The organism is Serratia sp. PAMC26656 (assembly GCF_016469055.2).
GTDB classification, from domain to species: Bacteria; Pseudomonadota; Gammaproteobacteria; order Enterobacterales; family Enterobacteriaceae; genus Serratia; species Serratia plymuthica.
In genome coordinates, this window is sequence record NZ_CP150486.1 from 3,018,309 (window position 1) to 3,042,799 (window position 24,491).

Annotated in this window: 20 protein-coding genes, 1 pseudogene and 1 other annotated feature; of the genes and pseudogenes, 9 read left to right on the forward strand and 12 right to left on the reverse strand. The window is 54.5% G+C overall.

Going from position 1 to position 24,491, the window contains the following annotated elements; translation table 11 throughout:
* Positions 1–261 precede the first annotated feature (261 nt).
* On the forward strand, positions 262–522 hold the full coding sequence (gene bhsA / locus JEM67_RS15205) for a multiple stress resistance protein BhsA (RefSeq protein ID WP_199636026.1): 261 nt from the start codon (positions 262–264) through the stop codon (positions 520–522).
* A gap of 167 nt (positions 523–689) precedes the next feature.
* Positions 690–986 carry an Arc family DNA-binding protein gene (locus JEM67_RS15210; RefSeq protein WP_013813130.1) on the forward strand — a complete coding sequence of 99 codons (297 nt, stop codon included), beginning with the start codon at positions 690–692 and terminating at the stop codon, positions 984–986.
* A gap of 42 nt (positions 987–1,028) precedes the next feature.
* On the opposite strand, the gene lapB is transcribed toward JEM67_RS15210, so the two are convergent.
* The 3 genes from lapB to pgpB form a co-directional block, all read right to left on the reverse strand.
* Positions 1,029–2,198, reverse strand: a complete 1,170-nt coding sequence (gene lapB / locus JEM67_RS15215; protein ID WP_013813131.1) for a lipopolysaccharide assembly protein LapB — start codon at positions 2,196–2,198, stop codon at positions 1,029–1,031.
* A 6-nt stretch (positions 2,199–2,204) separates the two neighbouring features.
* Positions 2,205–2,519 (reverse strand): LapA family protein, encoded by a 315-nt coding sequence (locus JEM67_RS15220; protein WP_199636027.1) that lies wholly within the window; start codon positions 2,517–2,519, stop codon positions 2,205–2,207.
* 343 nt (positions 2,520–2,862) lie between these two features.
* Positions 2,863–3,633, reverse strand: a complete 771-nt coding sequence (gene pgpB / locus JEM67_RS15225) for a phosphatidylglycerophosphatase B (protein ID WP_199636028.1) — start codon at positions 3,631–3,633, stop codon at positions 2,863–2,865.
* 278 nt (positions 3,634–3,911) lie between these two features.
* Between pgpB and ribA the strand changes: the two genes are divergently transcribed.
* Entirely contained in the window at positions 3,912–4,505 is a 594-nt protein-coding gene (gene ribA / locus JEM67_RS15230; RefSeq protein WP_006321116.1) for a GTP cyclohydrolase II, read from the forward strand.
* A gap of 57 nt (positions 4,506–4,562) precedes the next feature.
* On the opposite strand, the gene acnA is transcribed toward ribA, so the two are convergent.
* On the reverse strand, positions 4,563–7,235 hold the full coding sequence (acnA, locus tag JEM67_RS15235; protein WP_199636029.1) for an aconitate hydratase AcnA: 2,673 nt from the start codon (positions 7,233–7,235) through the stop codon (positions 4,563–4,565).
* Positions 7,236–7,477: 242 nt separating this feature from the next.
* Between acnA and JEM67_RS15240 the strand changes: the two genes are divergently transcribed.
* Positions 7,478–9,262 carry a hypothetical protein gene (locus JEM67_RS15240; RefSeq protein ID WP_199636030.1) on the forward strand — a complete coding sequence of 595 codons (1,785 nt, stop codon included), beginning with the start codon at positions 7,478–7,480 and terminating at the stop codon, positions 9,260–9,262.
* A 147-nt stretch (positions 9,263–9,409) separates the two neighbouring features.
* Here the strand turns inward: JEM67_RS15240 and cysB are convergent, their stop codons facing one another.
* Both cysB and topA read right to left on the reverse strand, forming a co-directional pair.
* Positions 9,410–10,384 carry an HTH-type transcriptional regulator CysB gene (gene cysB / locus JEM67_RS15245; RefSeq protein WP_004945202.1) on the reverse strand — a complete coding sequence of 325 codons (975 nt, stop codon included), beginning with the start codon at positions 10,382–10,384 and terminating at the stop codon, positions 9,410–9,412.
* A 356-nt stretch (positions 10,385–10,740) separates the two neighbouring features.
* The gene (gene topA, locus JEM67_RS15250) at positions 10,741–13,338 is read right to left on the reverse strand and encodes a type I DNA topoisomerase (protein WP_199636031.1); all 2,598 of its coding nucleotides are present in this window, start codon (positions 13,336–13,338) and stop codon (positions 10,741–10,743) included.
* A 425-nt stretch (positions 13,339–13,763) separates the two neighbouring features.
* Here topA and JEM67_RS15255 point away from each other — a divergent pair, with 425 nt between their 5' ends.
* Positions 13,764–14,015 (forward strand): YciN family protein, encoded by a 252-nt coding sequence (locus JEM67_RS15255; protein WP_199636032.1) that lies wholly within the window; start codon positions 13,764–13,766, stop codon positions 14,013–14,015.
* A gap of 47 nt (positions 14,016–14,062) precedes the next feature.
* Here JEM67_RS15255 and sohB read toward each other — a convergent pair whose 3' ends face one another.
* Entirely contained in the window at positions 14,063–15,109 is a 1,047-nt protein-coding gene (gene sohB, locus JEM67_RS15260) for a protease SohB (RefSeq protein ID WP_199636033.1), read from the reverse strand.
* Between the two features lie 359 nt (positions 15,110–15,468).
* Here sohB and JEM67_RS15265 point away from each other — a divergent pair, with 359 nt between their 5' ends.
* Together JEM67_RS15265 and cobO are read left to right on the forward strand one after the other, a co-directional pair.
* Entirely contained in the window at positions 15,469–16,230 is a 762-nt protein-coding gene (locus tag JEM67_RS15265) for a YciK family oxidoreductase (protein WP_013813138.1), read from the forward strand.
* Between the two features lie 13 nt (positions 16,231–16,243).
* The gene (gene cobO / locus JEM67_RS15270; protein ID WP_199636034.1) at positions 16,244–16,834 is read left to right on the forward strand and encodes a cob(I)yrinic acid a,c-diamide adenosyltransferase; all 591 of its coding nucleotides are present in this window, start codon (positions 16,244–16,246) and stop codon (positions 16,832–16,834) included.
* Between the two features lie 44 nt (positions 16,835–16,878).
* Here the strand turns inward: cobO and rluB are convergent, their stop codons facing one another.
* The 5 genes from rluB to rnm all read right to left on the reverse strand — a co-directional run bounded on the left by rluB (position 16,879) and on the right by rnm (position 20,962).
* Entirely contained in the window at positions 16,879–17,775 is an 897-nt protein-coding gene (rluB, locus tag JEM67_RS15275) for a 23S rRNA pseudouridine(2605) synthase RluB (protein WP_199636035.1), read from the reverse strand.
* 208 nt (positions 17,776–17,983) lie between these two features.
* Positions 17,984–18,781 (reverse strand): alpha/beta fold hydrolase, encoded by a 798-nt coding sequence (locus JEM67_RS15280; protein WP_199636036.1) that lies wholly within the window; start codon positions 18,779–18,781, stop codon positions 17,984–17,986.
* Between the two features lie 151 nt (positions 18,782–18,932).
* The gene (locus tag JEM67_RS15285) at positions 18,933–19,292 is read right to left on the reverse strand and encodes a Rap1a/Tai family immunity protein (RefSeq protein ID WP_004945227.1); all 360 of its coding nucleotides are present in this window, start codon (positions 19,290–19,292) and stop codon (positions 18,933–18,935) included.
* A gap of 114 nt (positions 19,293–19,406) precedes the next feature.
* Complete coding sequence (locus JEM67_RS15290) at positions 19,407–20,027, reverse strand: L-threonylcarbamoyladenylate synthase (protein ID WP_013813142.1); 621 nt, start codon at positions 20,025–20,027, stop codon at positions 19,407–19,409.
* A 47-nt stretch (positions 20,028–20,074) separates the two neighbouring features.
* Entirely contained in the window at positions 20,075–20,962 is an 888-nt protein-coding gene (gene rnm, locus JEM67_RS15295; RefSeq protein WP_013813143.1) for an RNase RNM, read from the reverse strand.
* Positions 20,963–21,204: 242 nt separating this feature from the next.
* Positions 21,205–21,308: a sequence feature (Trp leader region), on the forward strand.
* A 25-nt stretch (positions 21,309–21,333) separates the two neighbouring features.
* Between rnm and JEM67_RS15300 the strand changes: the two genes are divergently transcribed.
* Together JEM67_RS15300 and trpD are read left to right on the forward strand one after the other, a co-directional pair.
* Positions 21,334–22,896, forward strand: coding sequence for an anthranilate synthase component 1 (locus JEM67_RS15300; protein WP_013813144.1), 1,563 nt, complete (start codon positions 21,334–21,336; stop codon positions 22,894–22,896).
* Positions 22,896–24,490 (forward strand): annotated as a pseudogene (gene trpD / locus JEM67_RS15305) (bifunctional anthranilate synthase glutamate amidotransferase component TrpG/anthranilate phosphoribosyltransferase TrpD). The gene JEM67_RS15300 and the pseudogene trpD overlap by 1 nt, the downstream one beginning before the upstream one ends.
* The last annotated feature ends 1 nt before the right edge of the window (position 24,491 follow it).

Genomic DNA, 24,491 nt, shown 5'->3' on the forward strand with positions numbered 1-24,491 from the left:
ATGCCGGCCAGCAGAAATCCCAGCCGCAGCGCACCCTGCCGTTAAGTAATGTTAATCCATCGTTCGTCATCAAGCGTCAATAAAGCTTCAAAACCAATAGCGCAGACAGCGTAAAGCGCCGTAAAGATGCGTAAATTATCAATCAGATATTTTGAATAAGATACTCAGCATTATCAGATTTTAAATCCGCAGGGATGCTTTATTATTCAACTCATCGGAAGCGAGCTGCTTCCAACCTAAAAAAACTGACTGGAGTCACCCATGAAAACCATCAAATATTTTGCAACTGCTTCCGCCATCGCCCTGACCTCTTTCGCGACCTTCGCCGCTGAGCCGGTTAATTTGCAGCAGGCTAACGACCTGGCCCCTGCCGGTGTAGTCTCCGCAGGCCACGCGACGACCCTGAGCGGTCTGGAAGCCAAACTGGCGGCGAAAGCAGAAGCCCAGGGCGCCAGCAGCTACCGCATTATTTCCGCCGGCGGTAACAACCTGCTGAGCGGTACTGCCGTCATCTACAAGTAAGTTTCTTCGCTATAGGGCCCGGTACGCCGGGCTCTGCCTATTTCCCCGCCATTACGTTCATTATTCCCGCGCTCAATGTTACATAAATATTAAATTTTTATTACACCCTAGACTCTTGCTCATTACTGGCTTAGCTTGAAGGTATCTTCCCGCAGAAAGGCTTCAAAATGAGCGAGATATCTACACTAACCATCAAAATCCCTCTGGAACTCAAAGAGAAAATTCGTGCTATTGCCGCTGATAACCAACTCTCTCTGAGTGCTGAGGTGTGTCAACGCCTTGAAAGCAGCTTCGAAGCGCCGGTTAAAGCGGAAAAAACCGCTAAAAAATCGGATGAGTTGCACCACGGCGAAATCGATAATCAGGGGATTGAAGAAGAAATCGAACAGCCTCTGAACCAAAAAGAATTGAAAAAGCTGCGTCAGTTGCTGAAAGGCGGCGTGAAAGCAAGCAAGAAAAAGTAATTCCCTATACTACGAAAAACGGGGCGATTATCGCCCCGTTTTTTATTGCCCATCCAGCCCTCGAATCGGCTTAACCGATGCCCAGGCCCGACATGACGGGCAATGCCAATAAAGTGAATGCGCGGTAAAACCGCATTTATGACAGCGATAGCGCGGTTTGGTGCGGATTTGCTCACCCACCATGTCCCGCAGCAGCAGCAGACTCTCTTTTGCACGCCCATCTTCGGCGTCCGCCAGGTGGTAATCCATCAGACGGTAAAACACGCGCATGGTCGGATGACGCTGTAACTGGCGGTTGATATACACCTGAACTACGTCGCGCCCTTCATGCTGTTCGACGATCTCCGCCAGCATCAGTTCGGCGGTAGCGCCCGTATTTTCCTCAACGCAACGTTTGAGGAACTCCGCCCAATCCTGCTGGTTTTCCAAATGCTGATAACATTCATGCAGCATAGGCAGCGTTTCGCTTACCAGCTCTTTATCCTGATTCAGCACCCGCTGCAGAGACTCGACCGCTTTGGCGTATTCAGCCTGCGCCATGTAGATGCGGCCGACCATAATCGACACACGGGCGCACTGTTTATCCGCCGAGGCCGCACGTTTCAGCAGGCTCATCGCCTTATCGAGATCGTCACTGCCCATTGCCTGGAGCGCCAGCTCACAGTAGAAATGCGCGATCTCGATACGTTGTTTGTCTTTACCCAGCTTGACCAGTTTTTCCGCCACGTCGATCGCTTTCAGCCAGTCGCTGGTTGCCTGGTGGATCACCAGTAATTGCTGCAGCGCCGAGATACGGAAATCCTCTTCGCCGACCAACTGGCCGAACATGTCTTCCGCGCGATCGTACATGCCGGCGGCCATATAGTCGCGGCCCAGCTGTTGCACCGCCAGCAGACGTTGTTCGAAAGTGAGGGAAGCGCTTTCCATCAGCGCCTGATGGATGCGTATTGCGCGGTCGACCTCGCCGCGCGAACGGAACAGGTTACCCAGCGTAAGGTGGGCCTCAACGGTGGTACTGTCCTCTTTCAACATATCGAGGAACAGATCGACCGCTTTATCCTGCTGATTGGAAAGCAGGAAGTTAACCCCAGCCACGTACTCACGCGACAGACGGTTGGCTTCCTGTTGTTTATCCTGTTGAGCACTTCTGCGCCCCATGTACCAACCGTACGCGGCAGCCACGGGCAGCAACAGAAACAACAGCTCTAACATAGAAGATTATTCCTTGCTGACAACGGACTGAGCTGCCGGCTCAGCAGGTTGTTCAAGCTGCAGCTGCAGCTGCAGCTCCAGCCTCTTGACTTTGCGTTCGGCTCGCCCCAGCGCAATGCGGGTACGCAGATAAAACAGGCCGCAAATGACCCAGCCGAGAACAAAACCGGCGCCAAACAACGCAGCCAACAGGGTCGATATACGATAATCGCCCTGAGCAACCAGGTAATTAAAACTCACAACCTGATCGTTATGCGCGCCCAACGTGACAGAAATCACGAAAACCACCAGAACCAACAAAAAAATCAGCAAATATTTCACATTCTTTCCCGCGATGCCGAGTTAATCGGATGAATTATACCCGATGTATTTCAAGTTGCCGCCTGGCGGCGACTCGAAAGACGAAAGGTATATGCCAATACGTGGCGTCCCTCCCATTAAGTTAGCATTTCCCATCGTGCCAGGGAAACCCTGCGGCACGATAAAACCAGATATCTGCTGGCATATTCGACAGTAAATGGCGCTCCCAGGGAAATTAATGAGAAAGCTTCTCAAAATAATGAATTTATAAAGATATGGGGGCAATCATCGCAATTGCAATGATTGGCGAATGTAAGCGATTAATACGGCGCCTGCCCGGCGCCGTGATAAGTGACCATGTCACCTAAAGTTTTCTTCCGGAGGTTCTTTCCACCACTTCCTGTTGCTCCTGAGGAGGCAGCGTCAGCGGGCCAAACCAGCGCTGCGCCAGCCAGCAGGCAATCGTCACCAGCAACCAACCGATCAATGTCGCCATAGCCAGGTCGCGCGGCCAGTGCATGCCCAGCAGCAAACGGCTGCCCATCACGCCGGTCGCCCACAGCATCAGCAATGCGACGGTTTTGTAATGACGACGCGGCCACAACAGCCCCACTCCCAGCAATGCCCAAGTGGCGGCGAACAGAGTATGCCCAGAAGGAAAGGCGAAGCCGGTTTCAAACTGCCAGTGCTTACGCAGCCAGACGGGTACCAGCGGCTGATCCTGCAACTGTTCCGCCACCAGCGCGCTGCGTTCTTTGCGATGCAATGAGTAAAAGTATTTTCCGTCCACGCCGTGATTTTGCTCCAACCAGACGACAAAGGGCCGCGGCTCCTGTACCCGATCCTTGATCAGCGATTTAACGCCCTGGCCGATCAATACCGCGGCAGAGAGCAAAATGACCAGACCAATGGCAGCCTTGAGGCGAAAGCGCAAACACCAAAGGAACCAGGCGGAGAGAATGATGCTAGTGATGATTCCCCACGGCGAGGTCACGGTTTCGGTCACCCAATAAAGGCCTTTCAGCAAGGGGGCGTTGCCGCCCGGCTGCCATTGCCAGCCGGATAACCACACGGCCAGCGGCATCAGCAACAGCACTATGGCCCCCGCTGCCGTGCGTTTTGCTATCTCAAACATTCCACGTATCCTTTGTTTAAGCCAAGGGTCAGTGTAACAATCTTGCAATATCGATAACACTCGAAAAATTAAACAGATAACAAACCTGTCGCAATAATAATGGGCTGAAAACGCCGGATGCTGGTTTGCTGAGCACCTCAGGGCAAGAAGTTATGGCAAAATAACCGATAATTAACGAAATAGAGATCGTCGTTGCACGTTTTAATACTGGTCAGGTCACTGCGTCGGACGTAGGATGCGCAACAATGATTGAATCGGATGTGTTTGTGGAGAGCAACATGCAGCTTAAACGGGTGGCAGAGGCAAAACTGCCAACACCTTGGGGCGATTTCCTGATGGTAGGATTCGAAGAATTGGCTACCGGGCACGATCATCTGGCTCTGGTCTTCGGTGATATTGCCGGTGCGACGCCGGTACTCTCACGCGTACATTCTGAATGTCTGACCGGCGATGCGTTATTCAGCCTGCGCTGCGACTGCGGTTTCCAGTTGGAAGCGGCGCTGGAGCATATCGCAGAAGAAGGCCGTGGCATTCTGCTCTATCACCGTCAGGAAGGTCGCAATATCGGTTTGCTGAACAAAATCCGCGCTTATGCCCTGCAGGATAAAGGCGCCGATACCGTAGAGGCCAACCATCAACTCGGCTTTGCCGCTGATGAACGTGATTTCACCCTGTGTGCAGACATGTTCAAATTGCTGGGCGTGGACGCGGTGCGTTTGTTGACCAACAACCCGAAAAAGGTTGAGATCCTGACAGAGGCGGGGATCAATATCACCGAGCGCGTGCCGTTGATCGTCGGCCGCAATCCAAAAAATGAACGCTACCTGGCGACCAAAGCCGCCAAAATGGGCCATTTGCTGGACCAGAAGTAATTTCCCTGCAAAAAATCAGGGCGCCATCAAAGGCGCCCTTTCTTACTTACCCTACTCTTACAGCATTTTCCTGATCACATAGTGCAGAATGCCGTCGTTCTCGTAGTAGGTCAGCTCATTGCCGGTATCGATACGGCACCGGGTATTGACCACGTCCTGACGACCGTCCGCGTAAGTGATATGCACCGGCACCGTCTGCCCCGGCTTCAGCGTTTGCAAGCCGCTCACGCTGATCTGCTCATCCCCGCTCAGTCCCAGCGTTTGACGGTTGACGCCTGCCGAGAACTCCAGCGGCAGAATGCCCATACCGATCAGGTTCGAACGATGGATACGCTCGAAGGACTCGGCAATCACCACCCTCACGCCCAGTAGACGCGGCCCCTTCGCCGCCCAGTCACGGCTGGAGCCAGAGCCATACTCTTTCCCGGCAATGACCGCCAGTGGCACCTGCTCCTGCTGATACTGCATAGCGGCATCGTAGATCGACAGCTGATTTTGCGAAGGAATATGGCGGGTGAATCCCCCTTCAACCCCCGGCACCATTTCGTTGCGGATGCGGATATTGGCAAAGGTGCCGCGCATCATCACTTCGTGGTTGCCGCGGCGCGAACCGTATGAGTTGAAATCCTGGGCAGCGACGCCGCGATCGCTCAGGTAGCGCCCAGCGGGGCTGTCACGCTTGATATTCCCCGCAGGGGAGATGTGGTCGGTGGTCACAGAATCCGCCAAAATGGCAAGAATGCGCGCATTCTTGATATCCTGCACCGGATCCGGTTTCACCTGCATGGTGCTGAAGAACGGCGGGTGGCGAATATAGGTGGAATCCGCCTGCCATTGATAGGTGGCCGATCCGGTTACCTGAATCGCCTGCCAATTGGCGTCACCGTCAAACACCGCGCCATATTCCTTGTGGAACATTTCGGTACGAACCTGCTCCACCGCCAGAGCAATGTCCTGGCTACTCGGCCAGATATCCTTCAGATAAACCGGCTTGCCGTCACGCCCGTCACCTAATGGCTCTTGGGTCAGATCAATCTTCATGCTGCCCGCCAGCGCATAGGCCACCACCAGCGGCGGCGAGGCCAGCCAGTTGGTTTTCACCAGCGGGTGGATGCGCCCTTCAAAGTTGCGGTTACCCGACAGCACTGCCCCCACGGTAAGATCGCCCTCTTTGATCGCCTGCTCGATGGGCTCAGGCAATGGCCCTGAGTTGCCGATACAGGTGGTACACCCATAGCCCACAAGATTAAAACCCAGCTCTTCAAGGAATGGCGTTAGTTTGGCGCTGTCGAAATAGTCGGTGACGACCTTGGAGCCTGGCGCCAGAGAAGTCTTCACCCAAGGCTTGGTCCGCAGCCCTTTGTTCACCGCATTCTTCGCCAACAGACCGGCGGCCATCATCACGCTGGGGTTGGAAGTGTTGGTACATGAGGTGATCGCCGCGATCACGACCGCACCATTGTGCAGTTCGTGCTCTCGGCCACTGAGGGTAAAGGATTTGAATCCCGACTTGCTCTTCTGGCTGCCGATGTCCAACTCGGTTGCGGCATTAAACGCCCTAGGCACATCCGGCAGAGCCACCCGATCCTGCGGGCGTTTCGGCCCGGCGAGGCTGGCCACCACCGTCGACATATCCAACGCCAAGGTGCTGGTAAATACCGGTTCGTCGCCCGGATGGCGCCACATGCCCTGCGCTTTGGCGTAGGCTTCCACCAGCGCAATTTGTTCATCGCTACGGCCGCTCAGTTTCATGTAGCCAAGTGTGACGTCATCCACCGGGAAGAAACCGCAGGTGGCGCCAAACTCCGGCGACATATTGGCGATGGTCGCCCGATCGGCCAACGGCAAGCTGGCCAGCCCATCACCGTAGAATTCAACGAATTTGCCGACTACACCGTGCTTGCGCAGCATTTGGGTCACCGTCAACACCAGGTCAGTGGCGGTGATGCCTTCGCTGAGTTTGCCCGTCAACTTGAAACCCACCACGTCTGGGATCAGCATGGAGACAGGCTGGCCGAGCATCGCCGCTTCGGCTTCGATACCGCCAACGCCCCAACCGAGAATACCCAGACCGTTAATCATGGTGGTGTGAGAGTCGGTGCCGACCAGGGTGTCCGGATAGGCAACGTGCCTGCCGCTTTCGTCAGTGTGCCACACCGTTTGGCCGAGATATTCCAGGTTAACCTGGTGACAAATGCCGGTGCCTGGCGGCACCACGCGGAAGCGGTTGAAAGCTTTCTGCCCCCAACGCAGGAAAGTGTAGCGCTCGTGATTGCGCTCCATTTCGATACGCACGTTTTCTTCAAACGCATCGTCGTCACCGAACTCATCCACGGTGACCGAGTGGTCAATCACCAGATCAACCGGCGACAGCGGGTTAACCTGGTCGACATTCCCCCCCAACCGCTGCACCGCTTCGCGCATGGCGGCCAGATCCACCACCGCAGGTACACCGGTAAAGTCCTGCATCAATACACGCGCCGGGCGGTAGGCAATTTCGCGATCGGCATGGCCGGTTTGCAACCAATCGACGATGGCTTTCAGATCATCAACCTGCACGGTGTCGCCATCCACATGACGCAGCAGGTTTTCCAACAGCACTTTCATTGATTTTGGCAGCCGGTCGATATCACCCAACTGCTTCGCCGCCAGCGGCAGACTGTAATAGTAATACTCGCTGTTCAACGCAACCAGCTTATCCAGACTCGTTTCTCTAAGATCGGACGACATAGCTCCTCCATTTCTTATTATGACTAAAACAGGGTAATCACTGAGGTCTTGTTTAAAGATACCACATAGAGAAATTAACGTTTTGATAACAACACGTTTTGATCAGAACGATAGGCAGAAGTAATCAAGTGAGCGAAGTGACGTTGGCTCAATAAGTTAATCGCCAATGTTTATTGAACCCTGACAGAGCCCGAACAAAGTGCCTCTCCTTTCCCTCGACGCTAATCTTCCCAGACAAAGTCATGCAGCAGGTGCAGCTATCAGGACGCCCTACCTTGCATATCAATTTTTCATTATCCAGGAAGAAAAATATGGCCGAGACTAAAATCAATACCCTTGCGAATGTGGCTGCATTAAGGGCTACCGAACCAGAGTCAGAGGGTCAGGTGATTCTGTTACGCGGCACTGCCGATCGCGTGCTTTTCTATGTTTATAAAGTGGGCGACAACACGCCTGATGATGGCACATTGACGGTAGTCACTCAGGCAGGCAAACACTGGCGTCTGGTTAGAGACGGTAATACGCTCGAGCTTACCTGGTTTAAGACCGCCAATAACAACTGGGACCAAGCAATGGAGACATTGCTCAATCATGCCTCGACGATCAATGGGAATGCAGCCAAAATTGTGTTTCCGCGTGGAACGGTGAATTTTAAAAAACCTATAGTGCTGGATTACAGCAAAGATTGGTTTTTGGAAGGGCAAGGCGGCCACGGCGCTTCAGGTACCGTGCTCGACTTTAATATTCCGCGCAGCGCAGGCTACAGCGACTACGGTGCGATCCATTGCTGGGGCGAACCTTTTGGATTCCAGCAACTCACTCTACGTAACCTGATGGTGCAAGGGATTGGCACCAGCATCGTTGATCCCACCCAGGACGAAAAAGGCCGGGCATACTGCCATGGCGTTTATTGCCGCACCACTGCCACCATGTGGGAGGATGTCGCTATACAAAACTTCCGCGGTTCAGCGTTGTACCTCGACAATGCTTTCGATAACAATTTCAACCGGGTTTCCGTTTTTGCCTCTGGCCGTATGAAGGACGGTTACAGCTACACCAACCTTGAAGATGTCGCCAACCCAAATGCTACAGCTTACCCACCGCTGTTAATCATGAGCACCCGCCCTGGCGATCAAAGCAATTTTAACCGCTTTTTTGACGGTTCTATCGAGCTGAACAACGTTACGCCGTTTGTTGAGGTCCGTGGCGGCATTCAAATGCACTTTACGCGAATGCACGCTGAACGCCCTGGTGGTGGTGACGCTGAAGGCCATTGGCCATTAGGAACCTTCATCAAAGTGGGGGGTGAGATTTGGCTAACCGAATGCGGCATTAGCAATTTCACGCGCGCCGTTTCGTACGGCCCATACGCTCAAATGGTGATCAACGGTTGCAATCGTCTTTCAGGGGATATTTACCCTTACGATACGACAACGATTGGCAACGGCCGTATCAAACTCGATAACACCCTCTGCAGCGGTTTGCATATATCCGGCAATATTCAGGGCGATTACCAGATCAGCAACAGCGTGCTGAATTACCTGAGGACAGTTGTGATGTCGGGTTCAACTCTGGTTACCAACTGCAGGATCAACGGCGATGTAACGGTCGCAGCAGCAGCAGGCGCTCCGCTCGGTTCCGCCGGTGGGCTCAAGATTAGCAATAGTCAGATTACCGGTAGCCTTATCGCGGGCACGACGGCACAGCGAGTTAGCGTTGCCGGCTGCCATATTTTCGGCGATCTGACGTTGCCGGGCGCCAATTGTAGCGCAGTACATAACGTGGTGATCGGGAAAGAATCCATTGCAGCTACGGGAAATAACATCAGCATCGGCAAAACCTCTCCGGCCATTATTTATGTTGATAACAGCTACACCGAGATCAGCGGCACCATTCAAAAAGGAGCACTAATTCTGAAGCGTGAGGCGTTGGCAAACCAGTCACCAGGCTGGGTGTGTACATTCAGCGGCACTCAAGGTTCTGGACTGAAAGTTGCGCCATTAGCCACTCTGGGGGCAGAGGTTTGACATTTCACCAGCCTTGTTGTTCACGGGATTGTCAGTATGACTGGAGCCTGTTTGACCACCAACTGACTGATTGCTGATACGCAGTAAAAAAGCAAAACGGGAGGGTTTCCCCTCCCGTTTCTCTAAGTGAAAGCGGGTATACGGCACTTACTTAATCGGCAGCTTGATGTCCTTGAACATGGCTTCGATCTCTTCGTTGGATCGCAGTGCTACCGCGTTGTCGACCACGTCGCGTGTCAGGTGCGGTGCAAAGCGCTGGATAAAATCGTACATGTAGCTGCGCAGGAAGGTGCTGCGACGGAAGCCGATTTTGGTGGTGCTGTAGGTGAAGATATCACGCGCATCCACAGTCACCAGATCCGGATCCTGCACCGGATCCACCGCCATGCTGGCAATAACCCCGACCCCTAATCCCAGGCGCACGTAGGTTTTGATCACATCGGCATCCGTTGCGGTAAATACGATGCGTGGCGTCAGGCCGGCACGGTTGAACGCCGTGTCCAACTCGGAGCGACCGGTAAAGCCGAAGGTATAGGTGACGATCGGGTACGCCGCCAATTCTTCAATGGTGATATGGCTTTTGCCGGCCAATGGGTGATCGGGCTTCACTACCACCGCGCGGTTCCAGTGGTAACAAGGCAGCATGATTAAGTCGTCGTAAAGATGCAGCGCTTCGGTGGCAATGGCAAAGTCTGCATTGCCTTTGGATACCGCTTCCGCAATTTGGGTCGGCGATCCCTGGTGCATGTGCAACGAAACGCGCGGATAACGCTCGATAAAACCTTTGATGACGTTAGGCAGCGCGTAACGCGCCTGGGTATGAGTAGTCGCGACGTACAGCGAACCTTTATCCGGATAGGTGTGCTCGCCGGCGACGGCTTTGATCGCATCCACTTTGGACAGAACTTCACGCGCGATGCGGATGATTTCCTGGCCTGCGGGGGTAACCTGGGTAAGGTGTTTTCCGCTGCGAGCGAAAATCTGGATACCCAACTCATCTTCCAGCATTCGCACTTGCTTGCTGATACCGGGTTGTGAAGTGTAAAGCCCTTCTGCCGTCGATGAGACATTCAGGTTGTGGTTAACCACTTCCACAATGTAACGAAGCTGCTGCAATTTCATATCTTATACCATCCTAGGTTAAACACTGCGGCTTACCCGCAGCCAGGTATATCGGTGTCGCCCCGGTATGCTGAAAAACTAACAAGCCTTAACACAGTGTCTCACCCGGATGCTGAAGAAAACGCCGTTATTAATAAGCTTTAATCATAAAAAAACTTTTTATATAACCACTATATCACGTAGCAGCTTCAAGTATAGATCCACGTCACACCATGATAACGATTATTTTGCATTGCTATCAACGCGAAACCCCGGACCAGTGCAGGAAAAACGGCAAAAAATAGATCCGCTACCATTCAGACAACAAAAAACCAGCCACAAGGGCTGGTTTTTATTATTGCATTCTGGCTGCAAATTTACTTTTTGCCTTCAACCCATTTGCCGTCGACGTAGAAAGCGGACCAACCTGTGGCCTTACCGTCTTTCTCTGAAGAGACATACTGCTGTTTGGTTTTACGGCTGAAGCGCACCATCGTTTTGTTGCCTTCGCCATCCGCTACTGGCGCATCCGCCAGGTAACGCAGTTTTTCCGGCAGACGATCCTTGAAACGGGCCAGTTCTTCTACCAGCGGCGCACGAGTTTCGCGCGATTTAGGGAAGGTGTTGGCCGCCAGGAACACGCCGGCAGCACCGTCGCGCAAAACAAAGTAAGCGTCTGACTTTTCGCACGGCAGTTCCGGTAATGGAACCGGATCTTCCTTCGGCGGCGCAACATCGCCGTTACGCAGGATTTTACGGGTGTTTTTGCACGTCTCGTTGGTGCAACCCATGTACTTACCGAAGCGCCCCATTTTCAGATGCATTTCGGAACCACATTTGTCGCACTCAACTACCGGGCCGTCATACCCTTTCAGACGGAATTCGCCCTCTTCGATTTCATAGCCGTCACACGCCGGGTTGTTACCGCAGACGTGCAGCTTGCGCTGGTTATCGATCAGGTAGCTGTCCATCGCCGTGCCGCATTTCTGGCAACGATGCCGAGCACGCAACGCGTTGGTTTCTGCATCGTCCCCTTCGAGGATGTTCAGCACTTCCGTTTCCGGCACCAGGTTAATGGTGGTTTTGCAGCGTTCCTTCGGCGGCAGCGCATAACCGGAACAACCGAGGAACACGCCGGTACTGGCTGTACGGATGCCCATTTTACGGCCACAGGTTGGGCAATCGATGCTGGTCATGACCATCTGATTCGGGCGCATACCGCCGTCTTCAGGATCTTTCTCCGCCGTTTCCAACTGTTCACTGAACTCGGCAAAAAACTCATCCAGCACCGCTTTCCACTCGGCGTGGTTATTGGCTACCTGGTCAAGGCCGTCTTCCATGCGCGCTGTAAAGTCATAGTTCATCAGCTCACGGAAGTTTTCTTCCAGACGATCAGTAACGATCTCACCCATTTTCTCGGCGTAGAAACGGCGGCTTTCGACCCGCACATAGCCACGGTCCTGAATGGTCGAAATGATCGACGCATAGGTCGATGGACGGCCAATACCGCGTTTTTCCAGCTCTTTCACCAACGAGGCTTCGCTGTAACGCGCAGGTGGCTTGGTGAAGTGTTGGCTCGGGATCAGCTTTTGCAGTTCCAGATCGCTGCCTACTTCAACATACGGCAAGGTGCGGTCTTCATCACCCTTGCGCAAGGCAGGCATCACTTTGGTCCAACCATCGAAACGCAGCGTACGGCCTTTGGCACGCAGCTGATAATCACCGGCCTTCACAGACAGCGTAGTGGAATCGTACTGCGCAGGCGTCATCTGACAGGCCACGAACTGGCGCCAGATCAGCTGATACAGCTTTTGCGCATCCGCTTCCATATCTTTCAACTGCTCGGCCAGCACGTTCACGTCCGACGGGCGGATAGCTTCGTGCGCTTCCTGCGAGTTTTCTTTGCTGCTGTACTGGTTTGGCGCTTTCGGCAGGTACTTGTCGCCGAAATTGTCGCCGATATAGCCACGCACCATGTTGAGCGCATCCTGGCTCAGGTTGGTGGAGTCAGTACGCATGTAGGTGATGTGACCGGCTTCATACAGCCGCTGAGCCATCATCATGGTTTTCTTCACGCCAAAACTCAGACGGGTGCTGGCCGCCTGTTGCAGCGTAGAGGTAATGAAAGGCGCGCCCGGCTTGCTGCTGGTAGGTTTGTCTTCGCGATCCAGCACCGTATAACGGGCTTTCTCCAGCAATTTGAGGGCGGCGTGGGTCTGCTCACGGTTAACCGGTTTGAACGGTTTGTCGTAGGCATGCGTCACTTCCATCTGCAGCGCGGTATCATTCTTCGCCAGCAGATCGGCGTGCAGCTCCCAGTACTCTTCCGGCACGAAGGCTTTGATGTCGCGTTCGCGCTCCACCACCAACCGTACCGCAACAGATTGCACGCGCCCAGCGGACAGGCCGCGGGCAATTTTTTTCCACAGCAGCGGCGACACCATGTAACCCACCACGCGGTCCATAAAGCGACGCGCCTGTTGTGCGTTAACACGATCGATATTCAACTCACCCGGCTGTTTAAAGGCCTGTTGGATCGCGTTCTTGGTGATTTCGTTGAACACCACGCGGCTAAAGCGTTTCTCGTCGCCGCCGATCACTTCCCGCAGGTGCCAGGCAATGGCTTCCCCTTCGCGGTCAAGGTCCGTTGCGAGATAAATGTGGTCGGCGTTTTCCGCTAACGATTTTAACTCTGCGACAACTTTTTCTTTACCTGGCAGAATTTCATAATCCGCTTTCCAGCCATGGTAAGGATCGACGCCCATTCGATTTACCAGCGCCGTTTTCTCATCTTTTTTAACTTTCTTCTTGGCTTTGTCTTCGGTTGAGTCAGCGCTCTTTTTGCTGGCTGAGCCACTGGTCGGCAAATCACGGATATGACCGACGCTGGACTTCACCACGTAGTCATTACCTAAGTATTTATTAATAGTTTTGGCTTTTGCCGGGGACTCAACTATTACGAGAGCTTTACCCATATTTACCTTTACCTAAATTTGTTTCTTCTAAAAAGAAGTCTTTTATCTCGCCGTGCCGCAGCGATTCATATCTCTTTTTTATATTGCGGCAGTCTGGCAAGAGATCAACATGTTTTTTTCTATTGGTTGCTTAACTGCTCAACCTGAACGCAAGTTGTTGATCCCGCCAGCTATTCACCCATGCCCCAGAAGTATGGCCGTGTGAGACTCATTCATGGCGTAAACAAAACCTTCCACCCGACGCCGCAAAATCCCACACTGTACCTGATAAAAAGCGTCACGCAACCTAATTAGCACGGAAACAGAAATTTCGCCAATCGACAGATACTGCTAGCCATCCAGACGGCAAATAAACCTTAGTCTGTTTGCGGATAAATGCGAACCGGCGTTAGAATACGCGCAGAATTTATGATTGGAGTGTAATAATGAGCACTAATACTACCCCCATTGGCCGTGAGGCCCTGTTGCAAGAAGCAAATAATATTATCCGACAACATGAAGATTATCTGCAGGGCATGGTGGCTAACGGCGTTGAACAAAAAGGCAGCGTTTTAGTTTTCCGTGGCGAATTCTTTTTGGATCAGGATGGATTACCTACGGTAAAAACCACTGCTGTATTTAATATGTTTAAACATTTGGCCCACGTGCTTTCCGAAAAATACCATTTGGCCGATTAAGAAAAAAACGGGGGTTTTTAGCCCCCCGTTACGTTTAATCAAAGCGCTTAAAGCAACGGTTTTTCACCGCGCTGCCACCAGCGCAGCAGCAAACGGTCGGCGCTTTCCGCCGCGCTGCCGGTAAAACGATCCATCAGACGTTTACGACGCGCATAGCGCACCCCGACCACTTCGTGATTTTCCATTTCGGCGATCAAAAGATCGTCACTGGTGCCAATCGCATCAATCAGCCCTTTATCTTTCGCCTGAGAGCCGAACCAGTGCTCGCCGGTCGCCACGCTGTCGATATCCAGCGAAGGCCGTTGCTGGTGTACAAATTCTTTGAACAGTTCATGGGTTTCATTCAGATCTTCGCGGAACTTCTCACGCCCCTGCTCGGTGTTTTCCCCAAACAGCGTCAGCGTCCGTTTGAACTGGCCAGCCGTATGCAATTCGACATCAATATCGTTCTTTTTCAGCAGGCGATGGAAGTTGGGAATTTGCGCCACGACGCCGATAGAGCCGATGATGGCGAAGGGTGCCGCGACGATGCGATCCGCCACGCAGGCCATCATGTAACCGCCGCTGGCCGCCACCTTGTCCACCGCTACCGTCAGACGGATGCCGCCGGTACGCAGACGCGCCAACTGTGACGACGCCAGGCCATAGCCATGCACTACCCCGCCCGGGCTTTCCAGCCGCAGCAGTACCTCGTCCTGTGGCGTTGCTACTGCCAACACCGCCGAGATTTCTTCGCGCAGCGAAGTCACTTCATGGGCATCCATGCTACCTTTGAAATCCAGGACATACAGGCAGGGTTTGGTTGCTTCAACGGCACCGGCTTTAGCACGTTGTTTCTTCAGTTTTTCGTCGGCTTTGGTCTGTTTTTTAAACTGTTTACTCCAGGCTTTTTGTTCCGCTTCACCCATACGCGCCAGACGCATGTCACGTTGCATCTCGCGATATTGCTCCCCGAGGTCAGTCAGTTGAAGCTCACCTTTCTGACGGGTCTTACGTTGCCCAATGCTGACCGCCAGCAACGCCAGCGCAGCGATGGCAATCACTACCGTCGCGACCTTGGCCAGAAACAGGCCGTAAATAGATATAAACTCCACAGATTCCGCCTTTATTTACAGGTTGTTAGTATGATCGCATTCATTCTAGCCAACCGACGCGGTGGCTGTCGCGGCTAAATAAAAATTCCATGTGATGCCTCTTTACTATGTGGGCGCATTTTGACTTAACCAAGCCGGTGCTGTTCCATTTTTGTTACAAAAGAATGCCGATTCTGCTGCCTAATCATTGAAAATACGATCCATTTGAGGCATATAACACGGATTATTCATCAACATGATGAGCCAAATTCGCTGCGGGGCCCTGCATGCGGTCGAGCCTTTGCTCCCGCCTGGGTCTCTTAATCCACACCCCTCCCCGATGCAAGCGGGAGACAGCCACCACGGCGCGAGGAATTATTGTGCATTACCAACCTAAACATGACCTGCTGGAACAAAGAATCATCCTGGTGACCGGCGCCGGTGACGGCATCGGACGCGAAGCTGCACTTACCTATGCCAAATTTGGCGCGCAACTGGTGCTGCTGGGGCGAACCGAAAGCAAGCTACGGGCGGTACAAACCGAGATCGCCCGGCTGGGCGGCGCACCAAGTTTCACCGTTACGCTGGATTTGCTGCACGCCACGCAGGAACAGTGCAAACAGGTTGCGGATGATCTGGCAACCCAGCTCCCACGCCTCGACGGCGTGCTGCACAATGCCGGGCTATTGGGGGATATCGCTCCGATGGCTGACTTGTCGATGGAGATGTGGCATGAAGTCATGCAGGTCAACGTCAATGCAACCTTTATGCTCACCCAGGCGCTGCTGCCACTGCTGCTGAAATCCAACTCGGGATCGCTGGTATTTACCAGTTCCAGCGTGGGTCGTACGGGCCGGGCCAACTGGGGCGCCTACGCGGTGTCCAAATTTGCCACGGAGGGTATGATGCAGGTGTTGGCCGAAGAATACAAAAGCCGCCATCTTCGGGTAAATTGTATCAATCCTGGCGGAACGCGCACTCAAATGCGCGCATCGGCCTTCCCGAACGAAGATAAAAACAAGCTGAAAACGCCGGCGGATATTATGCCGCTTTACCTCTATTTAATGGGCGATGACAGCCGCCGAAAAACCGGCATGAGCTTCGATGCTCAACCCAATCGTAAACCCGGCGCCGCTGAATAAAGGAGGCTTTATCATGGCCGAAGACCGCCATCAACAACGTCAGCAGCGCCTGAAAGAACAGGTCGACGCTCGTATCGCCGCCGCCCAGCAAGTCCGCGGTTTACTGCTGGTATTTACCGGTAACGGTAAAGGTAAAACTACCGCGGCTTTCGGCACAGTAACGCGCGCCGTCGGCCACGGTATGAAAGCCGCCGTTATTCAGTTCATCAAAGGCGAGTGGCCGAACGGGGAGAAAAACCTGCTACAGCAACACGGGGTAGAATTCCAGGTAATGGCAACCGGCTTCACCTGGGAAACCCAGAATAAAGCCGGCGATACCGCAGCCTGTCAGGCGGTATGGCAGCACGGTAAACGCATGCTCGCCGACAGCAGCCTGGATCTGGTGCTGTTGGATGAGCTGACCTATATGGTCAGTTACGGCTATCTTGAGCTCGATGAACTGCTGGAAGCGTTGCGACTGCGCCCTGCGCACCAGACGGTCATTATCACCGGACGTGGCTGCCATCGCGATCTGCTGGAACTGGCGGATACGGTGACGGAAATGCGACCGGTAAAACATGCGTTTGACGCAGGTATCATGGCCCAACAGGGAATTGACTGGTAACGAAAAGAAAACGCCGCAGCCCAGAGAGGGTTGCGGCGTAATGATTAGCTGCGCTTGCTCGGTTTGCCGGACTTGCTGCCTGGCGCACTGCGGCGGCCGCTGCCGGCCACCTGGGTGTGGCGTTTGACCGCACGACGGATCTGATTCGCTTTCACGCGACGACGCTCACGCTCCACCGGCATCTTGCTGACGGTTTCGGGCTTCAGCTCAACCAATTCGCGCAAGTAGTTAATCGCCGGCAGTTCCAGCTCGGTCCAACCGCCACGCGGCAGGCCTTTAGGCAGATCGATATCGCCGTAACGCACGCGGATCAGACGGCTGACCTGCACGCCAACTGCTTCCCAAAGACGACGCACCTCGCGGTTACGCCCTTCGGTCAGGGTCACGTTGTACCATTGGTTAATGCCTTCGCCACCCTGGAAAGTGATGGTGCGGAAGGCGGCTGGGCCATCTTCCAACTGAACGCCCTTGCTCAGTTGCTTCACTTTTTCATCGTCAATCTGGCCAAATACACGTACCGCGTATTCGCGCTCGACTTCACGGCTAGGGTGCATCAGGCGGTTTGCCAGCTCACCGTCGGTGGTGAACAGCAGCAAGCCTGAGGTATTGACGTCCAGACGCCCCACCGCTACCCAGCGAGAACCACGCAGCTTAGGGAGGCGATCGAACACCGTCGGACGGCCTTCAGGATCGCTACGGGTACAGAGTTCACCTTCCGGCTTGTAATAAGCCAGCACGCGGCAAACCGTTTCTTCGGATTCTTTAATTGAAAGCACATGACCATCCAGGCGAATTTTCATCGCCGCAGTCACTTCAACGCGGTCGCCCAGTTTGGCAATTTTACCGTCAACGCTGACGCGGCCAGCTTCAATTATGGTTTCGATTTCACGACGCGAGCCATGGCCGGCGCGCGCTAAAACTTTTTGTAACTTTTCGCTCATTGAGCAACCTCTAGTGTCGCCTTCACAGGCGTCGGGGGGATGACCACTGCGGCGACAGGCACCACAGCAGTAACAATACGTTTACTTGGATCGAACCGCGCATTATACAGGCTTTCTATAGTGTTGGAACCCACTTTATTACCAGACCAATTATCGAAATCTATTAACCGCGGGCTCAGGGTCGCATCAGGTTAAGCAAGGCAAAAGGTTAATCGCCAAGAAAGTTAACCACCGCCCGATACACTTCATCAGGCCGCTCAAGGATCCCCAGGTGCGTTCGGGCATGTTCCAGCCGCAAGACCGAGAAGAACGGATGGTCGGCAGTAAAAGCCTGCTGTTGCTTCAGGTAATTTTCATCGCGATCCAGCGAGTAAATATGCCGGCACGGAAGCGGCGAACCAAGTTCGCTTAACCGGTCAAGCGGCGATTGATATTGCCGATAAGCGTGTTCTATCGCCACACCGGCGGCCTGCCAGAGACGGAAGTCCTCACGGGCCATTTCAACGGTCAGATGATGCTTCACCGGCTGATGGCCAACCCCGCCTTGCCAGAAGGCAAACAGGGCATCGCGCGCCGCCAACCATTGCTCTGGCCGTTGCATTTGCTGCACCGACTGGAAAAATGCCGGCGTGGGTTGCGTCATGATCCAATCGAGAAATACCAGGCCTTTGATCTGCTGCGGCATGAGCTCTGCCAAGGCGACGGCAATCCAACTGGCGTGTGCCACCGAAAGCGTCACAAAGCTTTCCACCTGCAGAGCAGCCAGCAGATGAGGGATGTCCGCCAGCAAGTCTTCGGCGCCAAGCGAAAGCGCGTCATCACAGGAAGACAGGCCGTGCCCACGCCAGTCGAGGCTAATCACCCGGTATCGCTCATTCGCCAGCGCGCTGAAGGGTTCAAATACCGTTTTTGGCTCACACCAGCCGGGCAGCAAGACCAGCGTCAATGGGCCGGAACCGGAATCATGATAATCGAGGGAGTGGGTACCAAAGTGAAACGCTGTCATTTTACCTCCTGAAGCGTCATGTCCTCAAAGCGGTTAAGAGGGCTTGTGCACAGGAAGTAAACTGACAGCGTTTGGCGATTTAATCTATTGAAGAACGTGCTAAAAAACGGGGAGCGCACCAAATGAAAATATACGCACCAAACGAACAGATTTAGTGCCTTTCACAAGGATAAGCAGCGGTTAGCGCCAACATAATCACCGAAGGTGCAGAGTAATGCAGTTGTTCAGGATGTTCATTTAAATAATGCATTACCGCATCGGAAGCCATGCCTACGCTCATGCCGGCATCCGGGCAAATATTGCGGTTGCCCTGCATCGAATAGGTGTCAAAGACGCCGGCCACATAGCCCATGAACATTCCGCCATCGAGCGCTTCCGCAACGGTAGCGGCCCCATTTTTGTTTTTCACATAGCCGCCCGTTTCAGACAGCAAGGCGTTACCGGAATAAAAACCGGCATTGGCCACAGAGGAAAACAATAAGACCGCTAAAAGAGAACCCCGTTTAATCATCGCTATGCATCCTGCCTATTTTCAGTTTTTGATTGTGTAGAATAGCGGCTTTCACGATAAATAACGTCGTTTCAGCCACTTTTCAGAAAATGAGCAACCGCCGCAACGATAAAATCAACGGAAAGGCGTTATGTCGCCCGCACCTTCGCGCACCACTTCCGGCGCCGACTCAGTCAGATCAATCACCGTGGTCGGCTGCTGGCCCAGGAAACCGCCGTGGATCACCAGATCCACCTGCTTGCCCAGATGATCACTGATCTCTTCCGGATCGGACTCGGCGAAATCGTTGCCTGGTAACATCAGCGTGGTCGACATCATCGGCTCGTTCAGCACTTCCAACAGCGCCAATGCAATCGGATTCGAGGGTACACGCAGGCCGATGGTTTTGCGTTTGTCATTCATCAGGCGGCGTGGCACTTCTTTGGTCGCTTTCAGGATGAAGGTGTAGTTGCCCGGCGTGTTGTTTTTGATCAAACGGAATGCGGTATTGTCGACATAGGCGTAAGTCGAAAGCTCGGACAAATCGCGGCACATCAGCGTAAAGTTGTGGTTGCCGTCCAACTGGCGAATACGGCAAATACGTTCCATCGCCGATTTTTCTTCCAGCTTGCAGCCCAGCGCATAACCGGAATCTGTCGGGTAGACAATCACTCCGCCCTTGCGCAGCACGTCCACCGCCTGGTTGACCAAACGCGGTTGAGGATTATCTGGATGAATATAAAAAAGCTGACTCATGACTTGCTCCTAAAATGATGCACGCGGGCGCATCCGCCCCCGTTAAATCAATATACTGCTGCCTGCTGCGGTTGCGGCCAGTCGCGCCACACCGGCTCAACACCGCCGGGTAACCACAGTTTACGGCCCAGTTCGATCCACGCGCAGGGTTGATGAAAATCAGACCCCTGCGACGCCAGTAATTGATACTCTTGCGCATACTTCGCCAATAGCGAACGCTCATGCGGTGCTTGCTGGCACTGGGCCACTTCCATCGCATCGCCGCCGTGTTCGGCAAAATGCGCAAACAGCCGCTTCAGCCATTTGGCCGTCAGATCGTAACGGCCCGGATGTGCTATCACCGCCTGCCCGCCAGATTGATGAATCACATCAATGGCTTGTTCTATTGTACACCACTGTGGCGGAACGTAACCGGTTTTGCCCTTGGCCAGATATTTCTTGAACACCTGCGCCATGTTGTCGGCAATGCCTATCTGCACCAGATAGCGCGCAAAGTGCCCACGCGTCACCGCCCCGCCGTCCGCCAATTTTTGCGCGCCTTCGAAGGCGCCATCGATGCGTGCTTTTGCCAACCGTAAGCCAATCTCCTGCGCACGCAGGTTGCGACGTTCAGTCTGTTCGGCCAATAGCTGCACCATCGCCGGATGGGCGATATCAATCCCCAGGCCGACGATATGAATTTCGTGGTTTTCCCACAGCGTGGAGATTTCTACCCCGTTCACCAGCTGCAACGGCAGCGACAACTCGGCAATCGCGGCGGCGGCCGCGGCCAGTCCATCGGTGGTGTCGTGATCGGTGATCGCCAAAACGCCAACCCGCATTTCAACCGCCCGCTGCACCAGTTGCGCCGGTGTCAGATAGCCGTCAGAGGCGGTAGTATGGCTGTGGAGGTCGTATAGGGTAAACGCGGAAGGCTGGGGGTTGCTGTCTGTCAAAAGTAATATCCGGCAATGGCTTGGCTTTCTATCATACCCGCGATCGTCGGCCGGACGGAAATCTATTCTGGCCCGCTCACATTCGCCTTGATGAAAATAACTCACGTTTGCCGCTAAAACATTGTGTAAAAAGAGGGTTGACTTTATTCCTTCGAACCAGTTAACTAGTACACAAGTTCAGGGGCATCCCCTGGTTGGATGATAATCGAGAGAGCAAAGATATGAATAAGCAAACTTCTCTTCTTCGTTGGTGGCGTACTTCCCTTTCGCGGGCGGTGTAATCACGCATACCTGTCATCTGACACTGCAGATTCCCTAAGCCCGCTGGTAATGCGGGCTTTTTTATGGACAAAATCTAACTGGAACTCCCCATGATGAACATCAAACCACAACTCACACTGCTGAAGGCGGAAACCCACTACCGGGGCGATCCGACGACCATTTTCCACCAATTGTGCGGCGCACGCCCGGCCACCCTGCTGCTGGAGTCTGCCGAGATAAACAGCAAGCAAAACCTGCAGAGCCTGCTGGTGATCGACAGCGCCCTGCGCATCACCGCGCTGGGCCGCAGCGTCACGCTGCAAGCGCTGACCGCCAACGGTGCGGCGATGCTGCCGCTCCTCGATGAGGCGTTGCCGGCAGAAGTGCAGATTCAGGTACGCCCAAACGGCCGCGAACTGACCTTCCCGGTCATTGATGCAGTGCAGGATGAGGATGCGCGTCTGCGCTCACTGTCAGTGTTTGACGCTCTGCGTACTCTGCTGACACTGGTTGACGCCCCGGCTGACGAGCGTGAAGCGGTCATGCTCGGCGGCCTGTTTGCCTATGACCTGGTTGCCGGTTTCGAAGATCTGCCGGCGCTGCGCCAGGATCAACGTTGCCCGGACTTTTGCTTCTACCTGGCGGAAACCCTGCTGGTGCTGGACCATCAGCGCGGCGTGGCTCGCCTGCAGGCCAGCGTGTTTACCGCCGATGCGGCGGAAGAGCAGCGCCTGCAGCAGCGTCTTGAGCAGTTGCAAACCCAGTTGAAACAGACTCCGCACCCCATTCCGCATCAGAAGCTGGAAAACATGCAGTTAAGCTGCAACCAGACCGATGAGGAATACAGCGCCGTGGTCAGCGGACTGCAGCAGGCCATTCGCCAGGGCGAGATTTTCCAGGTAGTGCCATCACGCCGCTTCTCGCTGCCATGCCCAGCCCCGCTGGCGGCCTACCAAACATTGAAAGACAGTAACCCAAGCCCTTACATGTTCTTTATGCAGGACGACGAGTTCACTCTGTTCGGCGCCTCTCCGGAAAGCGCGTTGAAATACGACGCAAGCAACCGTCAGATCGAAATTTACCCGATTGCCGGTACCCGCCCACGTGGCCGCCGCGCTGATGGCTCGCTGGATCTGGATCTCGACAGCCGCATCGAATTGGAAATGCGCACCGATCACAAAGAACTGGCCGAGCATCTGATGCTGGTCGATCTGGCGCGTAACGATCTGGCGCGCATCTGCCAGGCCGGTAGCCGCTACGTGGCAGACCTGACCAAAGTGGACCGCTACTCTTTCGTGATGCACCTGGTTTCCCGGGTGATCGGCACCTTGCGCGCCGACCTTGACGTGCTGCACGCCTACCAGGCTTGTATGAACATGGGGACCCTGAGCGGTGCCCCCAAGGTCCGCGCCATGCAGTTGATCGCTGCCTCTGAAGGCTCCCGTCGCGGCAGCTACGGCGGTGCGGTGGGGTATTTCACCGCCACCGGCGATCTGGATACCTGTATTGTCATCCGCTCCGCGTATGTTGAAGACGGTATCGCCACCGTGCAAGCCGGCGCCGGCGTGGTGCTGGATTCTGTTCCTCAGGCGGAAGCCGATGAAACCCGTAATAAGGCACGTGCCGTGCTGCGTGCCATTGCCAGCGCGCACCAAGCCAAGGAGGTGTTCTGATGGCCGATATCTTACTGCTCGACAACGTTGATTCCTTTACCTATAACCTGGTCGATCAACTGCGTGCCAGCGGCCACCAGGTGGTGATTTACCGCAACCAGATTTCTACAGACGCGATTATCGAGCGCCTGCAACAGTTGGAGCAACCGGTGCTGATGTTGTCACCGGGCCCCGGTACGCCATCCGAAGCCGGCTGCATGCCAGAGCTGCTGCAACGCCTGCGCGGCCAGTTGCCGATTATCGGCATCTGCCTGGGGCACCAGGCGATTGTAGAGGCCTACGGTGGGCACGTTGGCCAGGCGGGCGAGATCCTGCACGGTAAAGCCTCGGCCATTAGCCACGATGGCGAAGGCATGTTTGCCGGTATGGTGAACCCGCTACCGGTAGCTCGCTACCATTCACTGGTCGGCAGCAATATCCCGGCCGAACTCACCGTTAACGCTCGTTTTGGCGACATGGTGATGGCAGTGCGTAATGACCGGCACCGCGTATGTGGTTTCCAATTCCATCCGGAATCGATCCTCACCACCCACGGCGCACGTTTGCTTGAGCAAACTCTGGCCTGGGCGCTGGCGAAATAATAAGGGAAACGACGATGCAACCTATTCTTGAAAAACTGTACCGCTCAGAATCAATGAGCCAAGAGGAAAGCCAGCAGTTGTTCAGCGCTATCGTGCGTGGTGAGCTGGAGCCCAGCCAACTGGCAGCGGCACTGATCAGCATGAAAATCCGCGGAGAACGCCCGGAAGAGATTGCCGGTGCCGCCAAGGCCCTGCTGGCCGACGCCCTGCCGTTCCCACGCCCTGACTATCCGTTTGCCGATATTGTCGGCACCGGCGGCGACGGCACCAACAGCATCAATATCTCGACCGCCAGCGCCTTTGTGGCGGCGGCATGCGGTGCCAAAGTGGCAAAACACGGTAACCGCAGCGTCTCCAGCCGTTCCGGCTCTTCGGATCTGTTGGCGGCATTCGGCATTCGCCTGGATCTGCCGGCGGAAGAGTCCCGCCAGGCGCTGGATGAACTGGGCGTGTGTTTCCTGTTTGCACCGCAATATCACACCGGTTTCCGCCATGCGATGCCGGTACGCCAACAGTTGAAAACCCGCACGGTATTTAACGTACTCGGCCCGTTGATCAACCCGGCACGTCCACCGCTGGCGCTGATCGGCGTTTACAGCCCGGAGCTGGTACTGCCGATAGCCCAAACCCTGCGTGTGCTGGGTTATCAGCGTGCAGCCGTGGTGCACGGCGGTGGCATGGACGAAGTGGCAATTCACAGCGCGACCCACGTGGCGGAGCTGAACAACGGTGAGATTGAAAGCTACCAATTAACGCCAGAGTCCTTTGGACTGCAACGCTACCCGCTGGAAGCCCTGCAGGGCGGATCGCCGGAAGAAAACCGTGACATTCTGGCACGGTTGTTACAAGGTAAAGGCGACCCGGCGCACGCCGCAGCGGTAGCGGCTAACGTGGCGCTGTTACTGAAGTTATTCGGGCATGAAGACCTGCGCCAAAACGCGCAGCAGGCACTGGACATGATTCACAGCGGGCAAGCTTACGAGCGCGTCACCGCACTGGCAGCAAGAGGATAAA